Origin of the sequence: Ruminococcus sp. BSD2780120874_150323_B10, from assembly GCF_015553695.1 — a bacterium.
GTDB lineage: Bacteria > Bacillota > Clostridia > Oscillospirales > Acutalibacteraceae > Ruminococcoides > Ruminococcoides intestinale_A.
In genome coordinates, this window is record NZ_JADNHD010000001.1 from 48,644 (window position 1) to 66,888 (window position 18,245).

Here is an 18,245-nt window from a genome sequence, read left to right on the forward strand (position 1 = left end):
TATCCTTATTTAAAAATCAAATTCGTATATAAATTATGGATAGTTTTATTTGTTGTTTTTCATCAAATCAATGAAACGGTCAAACAAAAACGCTGTGTCGTGCGGACCGCCGCAAGCCTCCGGGTGGAACTGAACAGAGAAAGCAGGCATATTTGTATACTTAACACCCTCACAAGTATCATCATTGCCGTTTACAAAACTCTCTACAGCATTTTCAGGCATACTGTCGCTTACAACAGCATAGCCGTGGTTCTGTGAAGTAATGTAAACTCTGCCTGTCTCAACCTCTTTTGCAGGTTGGTTAGCTCCTCTGTGGCCGTATTTAAGTTTTTCTGTCTTAGCGCCCTGGCTAAGTGCCAAAAGCTGATGTCCTAAGCAGATACCGAATGTAGGAATTTTATATTCGCAAAGCTTTTTAAGCTCGGCAATAATTGCAGTGTTGTCTGATGGATCTCCCGGACCGTTTGAAAGCATAATGCCGTCAGGATTCATAGCTTTAATCTGCTCTGCTGTTGTATGAGCAGGTACTACCGTAACATTGCAGCCACGCTTAACAAGCTCTCTGCCTATGTTGTGCTTTGCACCGAAATCCATAAGAACAACATTGAGGTCGCCGTTTTCAGCTTTGAATTCTTCTTTTTCGCTGATTGTTGTGCTCTCTACAGCCTGTTCGATTTTATAAGCCTTAATCTCTGCAAGCTCTTCTTCGGTAACTTCGCCCGAATAAGCGATTTTGCAGTTAAGCACACCATACTCACGAACAATTCTTGTAAGCGCTCTGGTGTCGAGTCCATAGATGCCCGGAATATCCGACTCTTTTAAAAAGGTGTCAAGATCGCCCTCACAACGGAAGTTAGAGGGAGCTTGGCACCATTCTCTTACAATATAACCTCTGAGTGAGGGCACTTTGCTCTCGAAATCAGAGGGAATTACACCATAGTTACCGATTAAAGGGAAAGTCTGAATAACCACCTGACCGAAATAAGAAGGGTCGGTGAGTGTTTCAAGATAACCGGTCATAGCTGTAGTAAAAACCAATTCTCCCATAGTTTCTTTTTCTGCACCAAATGATTTGCCCTCAAAAACAGTTCCGTTTTCAAGTATCAAATATGCTTTACGGCTCATAAACACACATTCCTTTCAGAAATTTTGCATAATTAGTTTTCGTAAGTTTTAATAACCTGCATTGCAATCTGCATTTTGCTCATTCTCATATCCATCGCCTGTTTTTCAAGGTAGCGATGCGCTTCCTGTTCTGTCATATTAAGGCAGGTAATAAGCAGAAGCTTGGCTCTGTTTATTATCTTCATATCCTCCACAATATGGCGGAGCTTTTCATTTTCCTCGTTTACGGTCAACATTCTCATTCTGAAACATTCCGTAAACTGCAAATAGTGATGAAACAAATGCTTATTAATAGGTTTGGCTATTACAAGCACACCGTGCTCGGTCAAAGCATCGTTTACATCGTCTGCGTTTTTTTGAGGAACAATAATAACCACGCTTGAACGGGTTACTCTCGCAAAATGCATGGAAAGCTCAATACCGCTTTCCTCTGCAAGAGGTGCATTAATACAGATAAGGTCAAACTCATCGTTCTCAACAAGTTTTTTTGCTGTTTTAGAATTATCAGCAATAGAAATCTGCGTAAAATACTCAATTTTAAGCAGCTGTGAAAGAGCCTCGGCACTTTGCACAGAGTGAGAAATAATTAAAGCTTTTTTCATAACCTTATCACCTCAGTCACTTATCTTCAACATCATATTTTACAAGATTTCGGAGTATTCTAATTTACATAAAGGAATTATAATATATTTTTTTATTGATTTCGACAATTACAATTCTTGTATCGCAAAATAGTTACATAAAAATTAAAAAATGATGAAAATTATAAAGTATTTACAAAAAGGCTGTTTCATTTGTGAAGATGAAACAGCCCCGTTGCTGTGAAATAAAATTTTAATCAAATTTGACAAAAACAAAATCTTATTTTTCGCCTTTGCTCAAAAGCATTCTGTCATTTTCAAGTTTAGAACCGCTCGCCTTTTCAAACTTCTGCAAGAGGTCGTCAACGGTGAGTTTTTTCTTTTCTTCACCTGAAATATCAAGTATAACCTTTCCGTTGCCCATCATAATAAGGCGGTTACCGTGCACAATCGCATCGTGCATATTATGTGTAACCATAAGGGCTGTAAGGTTATTTTCGGCAATAATCTTATCGCTCAGTTCAAGCACCTTTGCCGCAGTCTTAGGGTCAAGCGCCGCTGTATGCTCGTCAAGAAGCAAAAGTTTAGGCTTATTGATTGTAGCCATTAAAAGGGTGATTGCCTGACGCTGTCCGCCCGAAAGAAGACCTACCTTTGATGTCATTCTGTCCTCAAGACCGAGTTCAAACTGCTTTAAAAGTGTTCTGTATTCTTCTTTTTCGGATTTCTTAACGCCCCAGCTAAGACCTCTTTTCTTGCCTCTTCTTGCCGCAAGGGCAAGGTTTTCCAAAATTTCCATATCGGCAACAGTACCTGTCATAGGGTCTTGGAAAACTCTGCCGAGATACTTTGCCCTTTTATGCTCGGGAAGTCCCGTTACATCTACGCCGTCAATAAGAATCTGACCGCTGTCAACAGGCCATACACCGGCAACGGCATTAAGTGTAGTTGACTTACCCGCACCGTTGCCGCCGATTATTGTACAGAAATCGCCTTCGTTTAAGTGAAGTGTTACACCGTCAAGTGCAACCTTCTCATTTATTGTGCCTTTATTAAAGGTTTTGTGAATATTAATAATATCAAGCATTTTCACTGCCTCCGTTTGCCTTGTTAGCCTTTAAATTCATTTTAGCTACCTTTTTAAAGGAGGTTTTACTCTTCTTTTGTAAATAAGGTACTGCAAGGAAGATTGCAACTATAATTGCTGTGAAGAGCTTTGTATCGTCTGTCGGCATCTTGAGCCAAAGAACAATACCCATTGCAATATAATAAAGAATACCGCCCACAATAACGAAGAGCATTTTTACAACAAAGTTCATACGCTTACGGAAGATAGCCTCGCCGAGGACTTCACCGATAATAACTGCGGCAAGACCGATTACGATAGCACCTCTGCCCATATTGATGTCTGCAAAGCCCTGGTACTGTGCAAAAAGTGAGCCTGCAAGAGCAACAAGACCGTTTGAAAGCGCAAGTGCAATTACTTTTGCGACATTGATATTAATGCCCTGTGCCTTACTCATAGCAGGGTTTGAACCTGTTGAACGGATTGTAGAGCCCTGTTCTGTTCCGAAATACCAATACATAGCCGCAATAACAATAGCCGCAATTCCGAGGGCGATGATAATTGATAAATTAATATCGCTTGCGGAAATTACAAGCGCATAGTTTCTGTAGCTGATAGGAAGATTTGACCTTCCCATAATGTTCAAGTTGATTGAATAAAGCGCAATCTGCGTAAGAATACCTGCAAGAATATCGGGAATACCGAGCAAAGTATGTAAAAGTCCCGTTATAAGACCTGCCGCAATGCCCGCAAGAATAGCAACTATAAGCGCTACCCATACAGAACAGCCGTTAATAAGCATAACAGCGGTAACCGCACCGCCTGTTGCAAAAGAACCGTCAACGCTAAGGTCGGCAAAATTCAAAAGTTTGTAGGTAATAAAAACACCAAGACCCATAAGTCCCCAGATAATACCCTGCGCAATATTACCCGGCAAAGCCGCAAGAAAGTTTGCAGGATTAAGAGAACCGAAGTATTCTGCTAAAAATTCCATAAAAACCACCAATACATAAAAGATTGGGGTGTCGCTTTCACGGCACCCCACCGTTTTTTAATTTATAAATTAAGGATTATTACTCCTCAATAGCCTCATAATCGTCAGGAATTTTAATTCCGTAAGCATCGCAACGGCTCTTTACATATTTCTTGGTAACATTAGGAGCTGACTCAACTTTCAAAGAAGTTATATCGGCACCGTTTACAAGAATATCATAAGCCATCTCGCCTGTTTTCTGACCAAGTTCATAGTAGCTGATAGAAAGTGTTGCAACACCGCAGCCCTTACAAATACCCTCTTCACCTGCGATGATAGGAGTTTTTGCAGCTGTAGCCGTATTGTCGATAATACCTGTATTTGAAGCCGCTGTGTTATCTGTAGGAATGTAAAGAACATCGTTTTCGTCACAAGCTGTCTTTGCTACAGCCGCAACATCGTTTGAATCTGCAAATGAATATGTCTTTACAGTGTAGCCCGCACTCTCAAAGAAAGGTGTGATTGTATCGCTCTGATATTTTGAGTTAGCCTCTGCCGAGCAATAGAGAATACCGATTGTTTTAGCGTCAGGGAAAAGTTCCTTGAGCATATCAGCCTGCTTGTCAAGCGGAGCAAGGTCTGTTGTACCGGATACATTCATACCCGAAACGCCTGTCCACTCTGCCATATCAAGAGCTGTGCCATAGTCTGTAATCGAAGTACCGAGAATAGGAATAGACGGTGTTGCCGTGTATGCAGCCTGAAGAGCCGCAGTACCGTTACCGAGAATAAGGTCATAATTTGAAGAAACAAACTGGTTACAGATTGTAGCGCAAGTAGCCGAATCGCCCTGTGCGTTCTGCTCGTCAAACTTAACCTTGTCTGCGCCGAGTTTTTCAGTAAGAGTGTCTTTAAAGCCCTTAGTTGCGGCGTCAAGAGCCTCATGCTGAACAAGCTGACAAATACCGATATTATATACTTTGTTTGCATCTGCCTGTGAAGGAGCAGCTTTTGAAGTTGTTGATGAAGTACCGCCTGTACAGCCTGCGAGTGCAGCTGTTACTGTAAGCGCTGCTGTTGCGGTTGCCAAAATTCTTTTTGTCATTTTCATAAAAATTCGTCCTCCCGTTTTCACTTTAGTACTTAAACAAACATATGCTTTAAAGTTTTTATGCGTTAAAGTGAATATCATATATAGTATTATATACCTATTAAACGAATTTTGCAATAGCTAAAAGGTGAATTTATATGTTTTCGATAGTGATTTTATAAAGAATTTGTTTATTTTACCGCTACATTTTCATCACCAAGCTGATGTTTAAGCTCTTTTATCATAACATCATTAAGGCTCACCCACATATTTGCAGGGGCTTTTACCTTGCGTTTTGAATCGGTAAGATAAAAAATAATCGGTGTTCTGCCGTCGAAAATATCCGTAACTCTCTTTGCTCGACGGTACATATCCGTATTAAGGTCATCAATTCTCAAATAAAGTGCCTGCGGTACATAAGGCTTTTGATATGTGCTTTTATGTTCTGCCGCTGCCCTGTTTTGTTCGTAATTTGCGGCAGACATATTTTTACATTCCTCATTATTAAAGGCTTTTGCAATGCTGTCGCAAATTATTTTCGGTTCTTCGTTTTCTTTAAAATTCAATGTGCCTTTTATAATAACGGGTATGTTTTCATTTAAAAGAATAGTGCTTTTTTCATACACATTCGGAAAAACAACCGCTTCCATTATGCCGTACTTATCTTCTACATTTATAAAAGCCATAAGTTTGTTGCTTTTGGTAAGTTGAGTTTTCACTTTGGAAATAATACCTACAATCAGCACTTTCTTGCCGTCGGGATAGTGTCCTGTTTCGTCATTTATAATTTCGCCTATTCTGTCGGCTTTCATTCTCTCGGAATAAAGGTTGTAATTATCGGCAGGGTGGCCGCTTAGGTATATGCCTGCTATTTCCTTTTCCATTCTCAAAAGCTCATCAGTCGAAAATTCTTTCAAATCAGGCAGTTGGGGCTCTGATGTAGCCTTTGTACTGTCATCACCCATATCAAAAAACGAAAGCTGTCCGCCTTGATTCTTTTTAGCCTCATATTCAACATCGTCAAGCACGGTTTTGCTTATTGCAAGCAGTTGTCTGCGGTTAGCACCAAGTCCGTCAAGCGCACCGCACTTTATAAGACTTTCTATAGCACGGCTGTTCATATTTTTGCCGCAAAGTCTTTTACAAAAATCGTAAAGGCTTGTATAAGGCTTTAATCTGCGCTCTTTAATTATCTGATCAATAAAAGCTCTGCCGAGATTTTTGATTGCAAGCAATCCGTAGCGTATATTGTTACCGCTGACAGTAAAGCCGAGATCGCTTTCGTTTACACTCGGAGGCAAAACTTTTATTCCAAGCCGCTGACATTCGCCTATATATGCTGCAAGTTTGTTTTGGTTATCAAGCACACTTGTGAGCAATGCCGCCATATACTCCTGCGGATAATGACATTTTAAATATGCGGTTTTGTATGAAATCATAGAATATGCCGCTGCGTGTGACTTATTGAAAGCGTAAGAAGCAAAACTTTCGATTTCGTCATAAATTGAATTGGCGATTTTCTCGTCAATACCTCTGCGAATACAACCGTCAACAATTACTTTGCCGTTTTCATCTGTAATGCCGTGAAGAAAAATCTCTCTTTGCTTTGCCATTTCTGCGGCTTTCTTTTTACTCATGGCACGGCGAACAATATCCGCTCTGCCAAGACTGAAACCTGCAAGCACTCTTAAAATCTGCATTACCTGTTCCTGATAGACAATACAGCCGTAGGTAACCTCAAGTATAGGCTTTAATAACGGGTGCTTATAGGTAATGTGCGATGGATTGTGGCGGCAGTCGATGTAACGGGGAATACTGTCCATAGGTCCGGGTCGATAAAGCGAAACCACGGCGATTAAATCCTCGATCGAATCGGGCTTTAGTCGCATAAGAACATTTTTCATACCCTGGCTTTCAAACTGAAACACACCCTCCGTATTGCCTTGAGAAATCATAGCAAAAACTTTTTCGTCTTTATCGTTTATATTATCGGGATTGTACTCGGGATGATTTTTTCGTATCTGTTTATCCGCATAGTCAATTACCGTAAGATTGCGAAGTCCGAGAAAGTCCATTTTGAGCAAACCGAGCTCCTCAAGTGTGGTCATGGTAAACTGTGTTACCACATTGTCATCATTTTTTGAAAGCGGAACATAATCAGATACGGGACGGTCGGTAATCACTACACCTGCGGCGTGCATTGTAGCGTGTCTTGGCATTCCCTCAATGCTCTTTGCAATGTCAAGCAATTTCTTTGTCTGTTCGTCCTCTTCATAGCGATGTCTTAATTCGGGACTTGCCTTGAGTGCGGAATCTATAGTAACCTTTAATTCCATAGGTACAAGTTTGGCAACCGAGTCAACCGTGGCATACGGAATTGCAAGCACTCTGCCGACATCTCTTATAGCGCCTCTTGCCGCCATAGTACCGAATGATATAATCTGCGCAACTCTGTCCGTGCCGTATTTACGCACTACATAGTCAATTACTTCTCCTCGGCGCTCGGTACAGAAATCGACATCAAAGTCGGGCATACTTACACGCTCAGGGTTTAAAAATCTTTCAAAAAGAAGATTATACTTGATCGGATCTATCGCTGTAATTCCTATGCAATAGGCGCAAAGCGAACCTGCACCCGAACCTCTGCCGGGTCCGACAGGGATTTTTTCACTCTTTGCATACTGTACAAAATCATTTACGATAAGGTAATAATCGACAAAGCCCATTTTTGAAACAGTTGCAAGTTCGTATTCAAGTCGGTCAATCAAAGACTTATCGGGATTTTCTCCGTAATGTCTGTAAAGACCCTCATAGCATTTTCGGCGAAAATACTCGTAATGATCTTCATTATTCGGCACATCAAATCGTGGCAGTTTACGCACGCCGAACTCAAACTCAACATTACAGCGGTCGGCAATTTTCTGTGTATTATCATATGCCTGCGGCAGATTTGGAAAGAGCGAGCGCATTTCTTCCTCTGTTTTAAGGTAAAACTCGCTCGTTTTAAACTCCATTCTGTCCACATCATTTACCGTCTTATTGGTCTGGATACAAAGCAAAATACTGTGCGTAAAGCTGTCCTTTTTATCTATATAATGGCTGTCGTTTGTAACCACAAGTTCGGCACCGATTTCTTCGGCAATGCGAATAAGCTGCGGATTAATTCGTTTTTGCTCCTCTATGCCGTGGTCCTGAAGTTCTATAAAAAAGTTATCCTTACCGAAAAGCGATTGATAAAAAAGAGCCTTCTGCTTTGCTCCGTCATAGTTTCCGTCAAGCAGATTCTGCGGAATTTCACCGGCAAGACAGGCAGAAAGGCAGATTAGGCCCTTGTGATATTCTTTCAAAAGCTCATCGTCAATTCTCGGCTTTGAATAAAAGCCCTCGGTAAAACCTTTTGAAACAAGTTTAATTAAATTTTGATAGCCCTCGTTATTTTCGCAAAGCAGCACCATATGATAATACTTTTCATACGCCGAAGTTTTGTCAAAACGAGAGTGCGGCGCAACATAAACTTCACAGCCGATAACAGGCTTTATCCCCTGCTTTTTACAGGCTCGGTAAAAGTCAATGACGCCGTACATTACACCGTGGTCGGTAATGGCAAGAGCGGTTTGTCCCTTTTCCTTTGCCGTTTCCACAAGTTTGTTTATTCTGCTTGCTCCGTCAAGCAAGCTGTATTCGGTATGATTATGAAGATGTGTAAAAGCCATAGTTATTCACCACATACCTTTGCGTTTATTTTACCGTCACTCAAAATAACAGTGAAATCGTCGCCGTTTTTAAGCTGTTTTGATGAGGTAATGATTTTTTCGTCCTTTTCGGCGATTGCATAACCACGATTCAATACATTAAGCGGATTCAAACCGTCAAGTTTGCCCTTTGCGGCAATAAGTTTATTTTCTTTATCAGAAATATAAATATTCATAAACCGTGTCAGCTTTTCGCTCTTTGCCGAAAGCTGTTTTTCAAGCTGTTCCGCTTTGAGCTTCGGCGATGACGCAGACATTCTTCTCTGCTGATTTTCAAGTCTTAACTGCGCCGTTTTTATCTTTCTGTCAAGCATAGCTGATATATATTGCTTTTGCTTAAAATAGTAAGACATAAGCTCCTGCCTGTCGGGTACGGCAAGTTCTGCCGCAGCAGACGGAGTAGAGGCACGAACATCGGCGACAAAGTCACAGACAGTAAAATCTGTTTCGTGTCCCACACCCGAAATTATGGGAGTTTCGCAATTATAGACAGCATATGCAAGTTGTTCGTCATTAAACGCCCATAAGTCTTCGGCAGAACCGCCGCCTCTGCCTATGATAATCACATCGGCAATCTTGCTTGCACTGAATTTATTTACGGCACGCACAAGCTGCTCGGGCGCACTTTCTCCCTGAACAAGCACAGGTGCGAGCACTATATCCGCACTCGGAAATCTTCGTCTGATAATATTCGTTATATCCTGAACCGCCGCACCCGTGGGAGAAGTTATGACGCCGATTGTTTTAGGAAATTTAGGCAGCGGCTTTTTATGTGCATTGTCAAACAGTCCTTTTTGAGCAAGGCTCTTTTTAAGCTGTTCAAACGCAAGCGTAAGCGCACCCACACCGTCTGGCTGCATATCTTCAATATAAAGCTGATACCTGCCGCTCGGCTCATATACAGAAATTCTGCCACGACAAATTACTTTCATTCCGTTTTCAATGCGGAACTTAAGTCGTCTTGCGTTGCCTGCAAACATAACGGCACTTATAACTGAATTGCTGTCTTTAAGCGAAAGGTAAATATGACCGCTGCGTTGGTGCACGGTAAGATTAGAGATTTCACCTGTTACAAGCACAAACTGCAAACTGCCGTCATTCTCGATAATTGACTTTATATAAAAATTTATTTGTGAAACAGAAAGCACTCTCGGCTTTTGAATCTGCGGTGAATACATCTCTTTACCTCCCGCTGATGAAGTATTTTAATATTTTTACACTTATAATCGTCTTAGATTTCCGTATATTTCTTATATGCCAAATACGCAATACCCGCTGCGTTATCGGCAGAATATTCGGGTTTTGCAAATGTAGCGCCGAATTTCTCGGTCAGAGCATTTCTTATAATGGAATTTGACATTACTCCGCCCGCAAAAATCACAGGCAAATTGCCGAATTGCTCGAGCAATTTTTCAGTCATTTTTTCAAGCGTAGCCTGAATAAAAGCAATGCAAAAAGCAGCGATTTTTTCTTTGCTTTCGCCGTTATCAAGCATTTTTTTACACTGATTTTCAAGTCCGCTCAAACAGCAATCAGCGCCCTTGAGAGTAGGACGAACTTTGAATTTTTCTGTATTATTAAGCGCAAGCTGTTCAAGCTGCTGACCGCACGGAAATTTTAAACCGAGCATAAGCCCCACTCTGTCAACTGCCTGTCCGGCATTTAAGTCAAGTGTTTTTGCAGCCTCTTTAACGGCAAACGAGCTTGTACTGCCCTTTGCGAGCACCGCCTCCGTTGTGCCTCCGCTTATATGAAATGCTAAAAATTCTTTTTCAAACAAATCTTCTCTTGCGGCTGAAAACAGTGCTGCGGCAATATGCCCCTCCTGATGTGAAAATGTCAGGAGAGGCTTTTTTATCACTGCCGATATAATTCTTGCTGTGTTTTCTCCAACCGTAAAGCACGGCATATATGAGCCGTCAACCGGACGGGGGCGTGTTGATACGCCTAATGCAGACACACCCGACAAGTCAACTTCCTTTGCAATGTCCTCAACAAGAGTGTGAAGCTGTTGTGTGTGATGAAAAACCGCATCGCTCTGTCTTAAGCCAAGCTGTCCCTGTTTTACGGGCAAAAGCTGCTTTCGCTGCAGCATTTCGCCGTTTTCGCTGTTATATACCGCAACCGAAGTTGTGTAGTTAGAGGTATCTATACCAAGGAAAAGGCTCATTACTTTTCTCCGTTATCTCTTACAAATGAGCCTAATATTCCGTTGACAAATCCGCTCTCGTCAATAGTGTACTTCTTTGCAAGTTCTACCGCCTCGTTGATTGCTACGCTTGCGGGAACATTGTCAAGATACTTGATTTCATACACTGCAAGTTCAAGGATTGCAAGCGACGGCTTTGAAATTCTTGAAAGAGTCCATCCTTTTTTTAGATAGCGTGAAATAATCTCGTCAAGTTCTTCTTTAGCCGATACAATACCCTCAACTTCTGCCTGTGCAAGTGCGCTTACTCCGCCCATAAAGAGTTCCGAGCTGTCCTGCACCATATTGTCGACAGATGTGTTTGTAAATGACTTTGAAAATAAAAGCATAAATACCTGCTCACGCTGTTCGGAGCGTGTAAGTTTAATCTGTACTGCTTCGTTTTCATTTTCTTCTGTTACTTCCTGAGAAGTTACATTTATCTCTTCAGACATATTATCCCAACTTTACAATAAATTATCAGGATAATTATATCACATAAAATTTTGATTGTAAACTATATTCACGCACCTACAACAGATATTGCGTCACTTGCAATTTCATAGTGCGTTGTTACGGCATCGTATATTGACAAAACGGTATTTTCGTTAAGCTCGTTTTCCGGAACTATAACGGTTACACCCATATCGGTTATACAGCAAAGGCAATCGGAAAAGCCTTTCGCTTTCACAATGGTTTCTATGGTATCCTGCGTTGTAAAAAAGCTGATGATTCGCTCTACATTTTCTTGCGCCTCGGTAAGCTCCGTGTCTGAACTCGAGTCGGAATCGAGTATCTCCTCCGCATCGTCAATTACCTTGTCTTGCGTGTTCTGCCTTTTAGTGCGTTCGGATGCAAAGAAATCCTGCTGCTCTTTCGATAGTGCCATTGCCGCTGCCGCCTCGTCGGAGGTTGCTGTTTCCCCGACTGTTGCATTTACATATGACGCTGCCCCCAGCTCCTTTGCAGGTGAAGTTGTACGAGCCTGCGAAATCTGATAGTTTATGTAAACCGCCGTTGCCAGAGCAAGTACAAGTGATGTCATTACAATATGTTTCTTCTGAATTTTCATAATACCTCTACCTTCGTTCTGTTAATTTTGTAACACATACCTTTGCCGATGAAATATCCAGTGCCCTTGTTACCGCTTGTGTGACCGTTTGTGTTACGACGGGATCATCTCCGCCCTCGCATACAACAAGCACACCGCGGATAACAGGCTGAATTTCCTTTGTCTTGGTGGTACTGTCCTCAAGATATACATATTCGACCGAGTTTTCTATGGTAAGAAGCACCTTTGTTTCTCCGCAGCCGCTGATACTTGAAAGGATTTTTTGCAAATCGCTTTCAATCTCCGTGCTGTAGGTAGTAACCGAAAAGCCCTCGGTTTCCGTTTTTTTATCGGTATTAATTCCCGAAATTGAAGAAATAAAAATAAGTGCTATTCCGATAATACCGATAATTACTATAATTTTTCTTGCTTTGTCACTTTCAAACAGCTTTTTTATTCCGTTTGTTTTTTCTTCCATAGCTTTGCACCCTTAAATAAAAGTTATTCTCGGATATGCTCCGAAGCTTTCAAAAACAATTGAGCCGATTTTATCTTTCCGGCTTTTATATTCATTACTCATATATATGCTGATGTCACCGATAATTATGCTGTTTGACTGCGATTTTGCAAGTACGATTTTACATTCGGATATTTTTATGTTGTTTTGAGCAAGCAGGTCGGTAAGGCTTTGTTCAAGATTTTGTTGTGCCTGTTTAATCACAACATTTGCGTAGGCTTCGTCGGAAGTGGAAACTTGATCTTCGCTGTAATCAACAGGTTCGGCATCAAAATCTATAGAAGAAATTGCCGAGGTTATCGGCGAAATAAGACAGCATACCATAAACGCACCGATTACAAGGGCAACGGTTTTTTTGGTAGTACCCTCGGGTACAAATGCCGACAGCAGACTGCAAATAAGAGCACCGGCACAAACTGTTATAACCGCAGAAATCATACCGCTCATATTCCGCCGCCTCCCATCAAAAGCACAAGTGCAGTTGAAATTATGTAAACCGACATAATGCACAATACAATTGCAAGCAAGGTTGAAAGCACGGTACCGACACCCTCAAGCAAATCTTTTACCTGATTTATGCCGAGTATCTCCGCAAGTAACTTTCCTGCCGATAAAGTAAATATCCACAAAAGGCTGTTAAGTATTATAGGCAGAAACACAAAAGCAATAGATACTATAACAAAAATTCCAAGTCCCGATTTAAGCAAGTTTACACTACCCTGTACGGTTTTGTATGCATCTGAAAGTGCTGAGCCTACTATCGGAATAAATGAATTTAAAGTAAATCGCACGGCTCGTGTAGAAACATCGTCAACCGAGGTTGTTATCATCTGCTTAAAAGAAAGTACGGCTGTAAATACAGTCATAACAAACCCGAGTACCCATTTTACGGCTTTTGAAATTATTGAAGTTATACCCGTAAGTTTTGATTCCGAGCATACGCTTGCCGTTACTGATACACCGAGAAACATATTAAGAAAAGGAACTATTACCTTTGAGCTTAGTTGTCCCACTCCCTCTCCTGCGCCGATCATCATTGCGTAATATGACGCACCGCTTACGGCGTGTCCCGTGCTCGACATAATCATAACCATTACAGGCACAAATGCAAGCATAAAACTTGATGCCGTTTTTACTACCGTTGACATATCTGAAATTACTTCAATTACGGGGAGTGCAGCCGTACAGGTAGCACACAGTACGGCTGCTATGCCAAGTGAGGAGGAAAGTTCACTTGAAAGCGAATTTTTGTACGAAGATAAAAGCGAGCATATAAGCAAGAGTGCGGTAAGCGAGATTACCGCTTTTAACGGCCCTGCGCTGTTTTCGCCCGCAAGTTTTACAATTTCATTCACAACTTCTCCGAACGAAATCTGCGAAAGCTCATTGCTGTCTATGCCGTTTATCCCTATATTTTCAAGGCTCTGCTTTACATCGTCAGACAGGCTGTCATATAAAGCAGAGGTATCGTAAATGCTGTTAATATCATTTGTTGTACTTTCGGTTTTGGCTGTTGTATCGGCTGCAAATACAGTAATCTGCGACAGAAAAACAACCGCAATCACAACTAAAAACACCGCTGTTTTTTTCAACATCAACACTCCTTCAGGAGTTTTCTACAAGTGACACCACTGTATTTAAAATTTCCGTATAAAGCGGAAGTGATGTTACCATAATCAATATTTTACCTGCAAGCGTAACATTTGTTGCTATTGCCTGCTGTCCCGACTCCTTACATACACTGACGGCAAGCTCTGTTACAATGCATATTCCTATTACCTTGAGCAATATTTTTATATACTCAATATTCATATCAGACGCTGCCGCAATTTTATTTACCGTCTGCAAAATCGTAGCCGCAAACGAAATTACGGCTGTAAGCAATATTACTCCGCAGGCAATTGAAAGCATAAGCGAGATTTCACCGTTATGCTTTTTTATTGCTACGGCAGAAATTGCAGATACAATTGCGACAGCGGCTATAGTAATAATATTCATACTTTATTCCTAAAAGCCGAATAACTGCTTTATCGTGTTAAACAAGGCGCTTATCTGCGTGACAATCAGAGTAAGCACAACTATAAGACCCGCAAGCGTCGTAAGCATTGCCTGTTCTTCTCTGCCGCTGCGTATGAGCACCTGACACAACACGGCTACAATTATACCGATTGCAGCTATTTTAAAAATCAGTTCAACATCCATAGCTATCCTTTCAGATTATAACAAGTGCGGCTGCCGTGCCGACAAAAAATCCCATAGTTTTGTAAAGCCGTGATTTTTGTTTTATTTCATTTTTACTGTCATCAAGATGAGCGTTCGCAAGCCCTTTGTAAAGCTCAATATGTTTGAGCTGTCCCTCTACATCGGTTATGCCGAGTTTTTCTCCGAATGAGCATAAAAGCTGTTTATCCTCGTGCTTTAAAGCGTAACCGTCGGAAATATCCGCTACCGCATTTTTCCATTTTTTAAAAAATGTACCGTCGTATTTTTCGTACGCACCGTATATTGCTTTTCCGAATCTGTCTTCGCTTTTGGAAAAAATAATCGAAAGTTCATCTGTACTGTAGCGAATATTTGTCGCAAGAGTATCAAGGAAAACCAAAAAGTCTTTTATAAAATCTCTGCGTTTGTACAGCCGTTGGGCTTTTTTAAATCCCATAAGAGTTGTTGCGCTCACAAGCAAGATACAGCCGATAATTTTAATTACCAAATACATCACCGACTCTCATAATCTTGCTCACTCTGCCGGCAGACGCTCTGTTATCAAGGAAAACAAGGGTTTTAAAGCCGCCGCAGGAAACGAGTTTACGGATATTATCTTTTCTTCTAAGTTCGTCAACGCTTGAACAATGCAAGGTAGAAATAAAAGATACACCCGAATTCACGGAATATTCCACAGCGTCAATATCTCTCTGCGTACCGATTTCGTCGCAAACAATAATATCGGGCGACATACTGCGTATAGCCTGAATAATTCCGCTCGGCTTATCGTAAAGGTCAAACACATCACAAAGTCCGATGTCATTTTGCAGGATACCCGAGGAAGTGCCCGCAAGTTCTCCCCTTTCGTCAATCAAAGAAATTCTCTTGCCGTATTCGGTCGAGAGTATTCTTGCCATATCCCTTAAGAGCGTGGTTTTGCCCGTGCATGGCGCACCGCAAATAAGCACGCCGCCAAAGTCGGGATTAAGAGTGTCAATAACAGCTCTTGAACACTCTTTATGCTCTCTTGCAATTCTGATGTTAATTGACGAAATATCACGGATATTTATTACCTTGTCACCCTCACAAATTGCCGTACCGCAGATACCCGCTCTGTGACCGCCGTGCATTGAAACAAAGCCGTTTATAATTTCACTTTGTTTTGAATATACCGAGTAATTGCAAATGTTGTGAAAAGTATCCGTAAGGTCGCCACGGCTGACTGTGAGCATTGAGCCGTCAAGTATAGTGTTGGTAAGCCCGCCCTTTTCCGTAAGAAAATATGTAGTATCCGGGCAAACAACCGCTACAGGTCTGTTTACACGCAATCTTATTTCCTGCGCAGTATCGCAGAATTTTTGCGACAGCGGTAAAATTCTCTGATAAATATTCTGACTTAGCGAGCGTATGGCAAGTACAAACCTGCCCTCATTATTAAGACTTGTCATTTTTATCGTCCTTTCCTTGGCTTTGTTAATATGTATGCAGACAAGCACATAAAAAGAACAAGGTTTAAATATTTTTTGAATGATAGATTGTAAGCAAAAACAAAAAACTATCCTACTTATGTAAGATAGTCCTTTGTGTTATAGTCATATATTTTGCGGACAGTGCAGTCCCCGTGATAATAGCTATAGTTAATTTATTTTTAGGTTAGCGCATTTCTTATTAAATTCATTCAGCAAGCATATTTAATAATTCTTCTTCCGAAATAATTGCAATACCGAGTTGCTGTGCTTTTGTCAGTTTACTTCCGGCGTCTTCGCCCGCAAGCACATAGTCGGTTTTTTTAGATACGGAAGAGCTTGTTTTTCCGCCGTTCTGCTCAATCAGTTTGCCTGCCTCACTTCTTTTCATAGTCGGCAGAGTGCCTGTAAGAACAAAGGTTTTGCCCTCAAGAATTCCGCCCTTTTTCTTCTGTTCGGACGGTTTCATTTCAAGTCCGAGTTCTTTCAGTTCGTCAATCAGATTTTTTGTGCTTTCGGCAGAAAAATAATTCACTACGCTTTCCGCCATAATCAGGCCAAAGCCCTCTATTGCGGAAATATCCTCTGTTTTTGCATTCATAAGGTCATCAATATTCGCAAAATTTTCGCATAAAAGTTTTGCGGCTTTAAGACCTATATTTCTGATGCCAAGTGCAAAAACAAGGCGATATAATTCATTGTGTTTTGATTTTTCAATTGAATTAATAAGATTTTGCGCAGATTTTTCGGCTTTTCTGTCAAGGGCGGTTATGCTGTCAACCGTTAATCTGTAAAGGTCGGCAGGAGATTTTATCAGTCCCTCATTCACAAGCTGTTCAAGCACAGCAGGTCCGAGACCGTCAATATCCATAGCATCTCTGCCTACAAAATGGATAAGATGGCGCATAAGCTGGGCAGGGCAATCGGTGTTTGTACAGCGAATAGCAGCCTCGTTTTCGTCACGCACAACAGGAGTGTGACAGGACGGGCAAAGTTTCGGAAACTCAAAAGGCACCGCATTTTCGCCGTGTTCTTTTACAGAAAGAACCTCCGGAATAATCTCTCCGGCTTTACGGATAATTACCGTATCACCTACGCAAATACCTTTTTCATCTATAAAATCTTTGTTGTGGAGCGTTGCACGGCTTACTGTCGTACCTGCAAGAAATACAGGTTCAAAAATTCCGACAGGAGTAAGCACGCCTGTTCTGCCGACATTTATTTCAACTTCAAGCAATTTTGTCGCCTTTTCTTCGGGCGGATATTTATATGCCTCCGCCCATTTCGGATATTTTGCGGTACTGCCCAATAATTCTCTTGTTGCAAAATCATCAACCTTTACAACCGCACCGTCAATCGCATAATCAAATGTACCTCGCATATTTCCTATACGCTCAATTTCTTCAACAGCCTCTTGCATATCCTCGAAAATATTATAAAACGCAGTCGGAAATCCAAGCTCGGTAAGGTAATCCAAACCCTGATGATGACTTGTAATTTCAACGCCCTCGATTTGTTGGATATTAAATACAAAAATATCAAGTTTGCGCTTTGCGGTAATCTTAGAATTTTTTTGCCTTAATGAGCCTGCGGCGGCATTTCTCGGATTTTTAAACGGCTTTTCTTCGTTATCTTCCTGTTCCTTGACAAGTTCGTTAAAGCTGTCAAAAGACATATAAACTTCGCCACGCACCTCTAAAAATTCAGGCGCATTTTCAATCTTTTTCGGGAGTGAGCGTATTGTCATAAGATTATCCGTAACATCTTCACCGACTGTTCCGTCACCCCTTGTCGAGCCTCGAACAAATACACCGTTGCGATACTCGCAAGATACGGAAAGACCGTCAAATTTTGGCTCAACAACATATTTTACACTCGGAGCAACCTCACGCACTCTTCTGTCAAAATCAAACAATTCCGAGTGAGAAAAGCTGTCGTGCAAACTTTCCATCGGCACTGTGTGAGTTACGGGAGAGAATTTTTCTCCACGCTCGCCGCCTACTTTATTTGTCGGCGAAAGCGGTGACTTGAGTGTAGGAAAATCGTTTTCAAGGTTTTCAAGCTCACGCAAAAGCATATCATAATCGTAATCGGAAATTTCGGGATTATCGAGATTATAATAACGATTATTGTGATACTCAATCGTCTTTGTAAGCTCTTTTATTCTTTGTTCTGCCAAAATTATATCCATAAAATCATCCTTATTTAACATTCCATAAAACAAGCGGTATTAT

The 18,245-nt window shown here is 41.2% G+C and carries 18 protein-coding genes; all 18 read right to left on the reverse strand.

All coding sequences use genetic code 11. The features are described 5' to 3' along the window. Positions 1-45: 45 nt before the first annotated feature. Positions 46-1,125 carry a carbamoyl phosphate synthase small subunit gene (locus I2E21_RS00225; RefSeq protein ID WP_186934663.1) on the reverse strand — a complete coding sequence of 360 codons (1,080 nt, stop codon included), beginning with the start codon at positions 1,123-1,125 and terminating at the stop codon, positions 46-48. Positions 1,126-1,157: 32 nt separating this feature from the next. Beyond that, positions 1,158-1,727: a response regulator gene (locus tag I2E21_RS00230; protein WP_195410034.1), complete on the reverse strand. Its 570-nt coding sequence runs from the start codon at positions 1,725-1,727 to the stop codon at positions 1,158-1,160. A 259-nt stretch (positions 1,728-1,986) separates the two neighbouring features. Next, complete coding sequence (locus I2E21_RS00235; protein ID WP_186934661.1) at positions 1,987-2,793, reverse strand: ABC transporter ATP-binding protein; 807 nt, start codon at positions 2,791-2,793, stop codon at positions 1,987-1,989. After that, positions 2,786-3,766 (reverse strand): ABC transporter permease, encoded by a 981-nt coding sequence (locus tag I2E21_RS00240; protein WP_195410035.1) that lies wholly within the window; start codon positions 3,764-3,766, stop codon positions 2,786-2,788. The genes I2E21_RS00235 and I2E21_RS00240 overlap by 8 nt, the downstream gene beginning before the upstream one ends. A 79-nt stretch (positions 3,767-3,845) precedes the next feature. After that, positions 3,846-4,856 carry an ABC transporter substrate-binding protein gene (locus I2E21_RS00245; protein ID WP_195410036.1) on the reverse strand — a complete coding sequence of 337 codons (1,011 nt, stop codon included), beginning with the start codon at positions 4,854-4,856 and terminating at the stop codon, positions 3,846-3,848. Positions 4,857-5,026: 170 nt separating this feature from the next. Further along, on the reverse strand, positions 5,027-8,548 hold the full coding sequence (locus I2E21_RS00250) for a DNA polymerase III subunit alpha (RefSeq protein WP_195410037.1): 3,522 nt from the start codon (positions 8,546-8,548) through the stop codon (positions 5,027-5,029). Positions 8,549-8,550: 2 nt separating this feature from the next. Next, the gene (gene xseA / locus I2E21_RS00255; protein ID WP_195410038.1) at positions 8,551-9,765 is read right to left on the reverse strand and encodes an exodeoxyribonuclease VII large subunit; all 1,215 of its coding nucleotides are present in this window, start codon (positions 9,763-9,765) and stop codon (positions 8,551-8,553) included. A gap of 53 nt (positions 9,766-9,818) precedes the next feature. Beyond that, positions 9,819-10,757 (reverse strand): peptidase M22, encoded by a 939-nt coding sequence (locus I2E21_RS00260; protein WP_195410039.1) that lies wholly within the window; start codon positions 10,755-10,757, stop codon positions 9,819-9,821. After that, a complete protein-coding gene (gene nusB / locus I2E21_RS00265) occupies positions 10,757-11,230 on the reverse strand; it encodes a transcription antitermination factor NusB (protein WP_022235509.1) in 474 nt (157 codons plus the stop codon). Before nusB ends, I2E21_RS00260 begins: the two co-directional genes overlap by 1 nt. A gap of 68 nt (positions 11,231-11,298) precedes the next feature. After that, positions 11,299-11,847 carry a SpoIIIAH-like family protein gene (locus I2E21_RS00270; RefSeq protein ID WP_195410040.1) on the reverse strand — a complete coding sequence of 183 codons (549 nt, stop codon included), beginning with the start codon at positions 11,845-11,847 and terminating at the stop codon, positions 11,299-11,301. Between the two features lie 7 nt (positions 11,848-11,854). After that, positions 11,855-12,304, reverse strand: a complete 450-nt coding sequence (locus I2E21_RS00275; RefSeq protein ID WP_022235508.1) for a hypothetical protein — start codon at positions 12,302-12,304, stop codon at positions 11,855-11,857. Positions 12,305-12,316: 12 nt separating this feature from the next. Further along, positions 12,317-12,790 (reverse strand): stage III sporulation protein AF, encoded by a 474-nt coding sequence (locus I2E21_RS00280; RefSeq protein ID WP_022235507.1) that lies wholly within the window; start codon positions 12,788-12,790, stop codon positions 12,317-12,319. Then, a complete protein-coding gene (locus I2E21_RS00285) occupies positions 12,787-13,938 on the reverse strand; it encodes a hypothetical protein (protein ID WP_186934654.1) in 1,152 nt (383 codons plus the stop codon). Before I2E21_RS00285 ends, I2E21_RS00280 begins: the two co-directional genes overlap by 4 nt. A gap of 10 nt (positions 13,939-13,948) precedes the next feature. After that, entirely contained in the window at positions 13,949-14,341 is a 393-nt protein-coding gene (locus I2E21_RS00290; RefSeq protein WP_178586477.1) for a SpoIIIAC/SpoIIIAD family protein, read from the reverse strand. A gap of 9 nt (positions 14,342-14,350) precedes the next feature. Next, a complete protein-coding gene (spoIIIAC, locus tag I2E21_RS00295) occupies positions 14,351-14,545 on the reverse strand; it encodes a stage III sporulation protein AC (protein WP_022235504.1) in 195 nt (64 codons plus the stop codon). 10 nt (positions 14,546-14,555) lie between these two features. Continuing rightward, positions 14,556-15,053, reverse strand: a complete 498-nt coding sequence (locus I2E21_RS00300; RefSeq protein ID WP_195410041.1) for a stage III sporulation protein AB — start codon at positions 15,051-15,053, stop codon at positions 14,556-14,558. Then, entirely contained in the window at positions 15,043-15,993 is a 951-nt protein-coding gene (locus tag I2E21_RS00305; RefSeq protein ID WP_195410042.1) for an ATPase, T2SS/T4P/T4SS family, read from the reverse strand. The genes I2E21_RS00300 and I2E21_RS00305 overlap by 11 nt, the downstream gene beginning before the upstream one ends. A gap of 226 nt (positions 15,994-16,219) precedes the next feature. After that, complete coding sequence (gene ligA / locus I2E21_RS00310; protein WP_195410043.1) at positions 16,220-18,202, reverse strand: NAD-dependent DNA ligase LigA; 1,983 nt, start codon at positions 18,200-18,202, stop codon at positions 16,220-16,222. Positions 18,203-18,245: the final 43 nt, after the last annotated feature.

Excerpts from the sequence above, each read along its gene's own strand:
- ligA (WP_195410043.1), bottom strand. The coding sequence starts at position 18,202 with ATGGATATAATTTTGGCAGAACAAAGAATAAAAGAGCTTACAAAGACG.
- I2E21_RS00235 (WP_186934661.1), bottom strand. The coding sequence starts at position 2,793 with ATGCTTGATATTATTAATATTCACAAAACCTTTAATAAAGGCACAATA.
- I2E21_RS00275 (WP_022235508.1), bottom strand. The coding sequence starts at position 12,304 with ATGGAAGAAAAAACAAACGGAATAAAAAAGCTGTTTGAAAGTGACAAA.
- I2E21_RS00270 (WP_195410040.1), bottom strand. The coding sequence starts at position 11,847 with ATGAAAATTCAGAAGAAACATATTGTAATGACATCACTTGTACTTGCT.
- I2E21_RS00280 (WP_022235507.1), bottom strand. The coding sequence starts at position 12,790 with ATGAGCGGTATGATTTCTGCGGTTATAACAGTTTGTGCCGGTGCTCTT.
- I2E21_RS00230 (WP_195410034.1), bottom strand. The coding sequence starts at position 1,727 with ATGAAAAAAGCTTTAATTATTTCTCACTCTGTGCAAAGTGCCGAGGCT.
- I2E21_RS00285 (WP_186934654.1), bottom strand. The coding sequence starts at position 13,938 with ATGTTGAAAAAAACAGCGGTGTTTTTAGTTGTGATTGCGGTTGTTTTT.
- I2E21_RS00240 (WP_195410035.1), bottom strand. The coding sequence starts at position 3,766 with ATGGAATTTTTAGCAGAATACTTCGGTTCTCTTAATCCTGCAAACTTT.
- spoIIIAC (WP_022235504.1), bottom strand. The coding sequence starts at position 14,545 with ATGGATGTTGAACTGATTTTTAAAATAGCTGCAATCGGTATAATTGTA.
- I2E21_RS00225 (WP_186934663.1), bottom strand. The coding sequence starts at position 1,125 with ATGAGCCGTAAAGCATATTTGATACTTGAAAACGGAACTGTTTTTGAG.
- I2E21_RS00260 (WP_195410039.1), bottom strand. The coding sequence starts at position 10,757 with ATGAGCCTTTTCCTTGGTATAGATACCTCTAACTACACAACTTCGGTT.
- I2E21_RS00245 (WP_195410036.1), bottom strand. The coding sequence starts at position 4,856 with ATGAAAATGACAAAAAGAATTTTGGCAACCGCAACAGCAGCGCTTACA.
- nusB (WP_022235509.1), bottom strand. The coding sequence starts at position 11,230 with ATGTCTGAAGAGATAAATGTAACTTCTCAGGAAGTAACAGAAGAAAAT.
- I2E21_RS00250 (WP_195410037.1), bottom strand. The coding sequence starts at position 8,548 with ATGGCTTTTACACATCTTCATAATCATACCGAATACAGCTTGCTTGAC.
- I2E21_RS00305 (WP_195410042.1), bottom strand. The coding sequence starts at position 15,993 with ATGACAAGTCTTAATAATGAGGGCAGGTTTGTACTTGCCATACGCTCG.
- I2E21_RS00290 (WP_178586477.1), bottom strand. The coding sequence starts at position 14,341 with ATGAATATTATTACTATAGCCGCTGTCGCAATTGTATCTGCAATTTCT.
- xseA (WP_195410038.1), bottom strand. The coding sequence starts at position 9,765 with ATGTATTCACCGCAGATTCAAAAGCCGAGAGTGCTTTCTGTTTCACAA.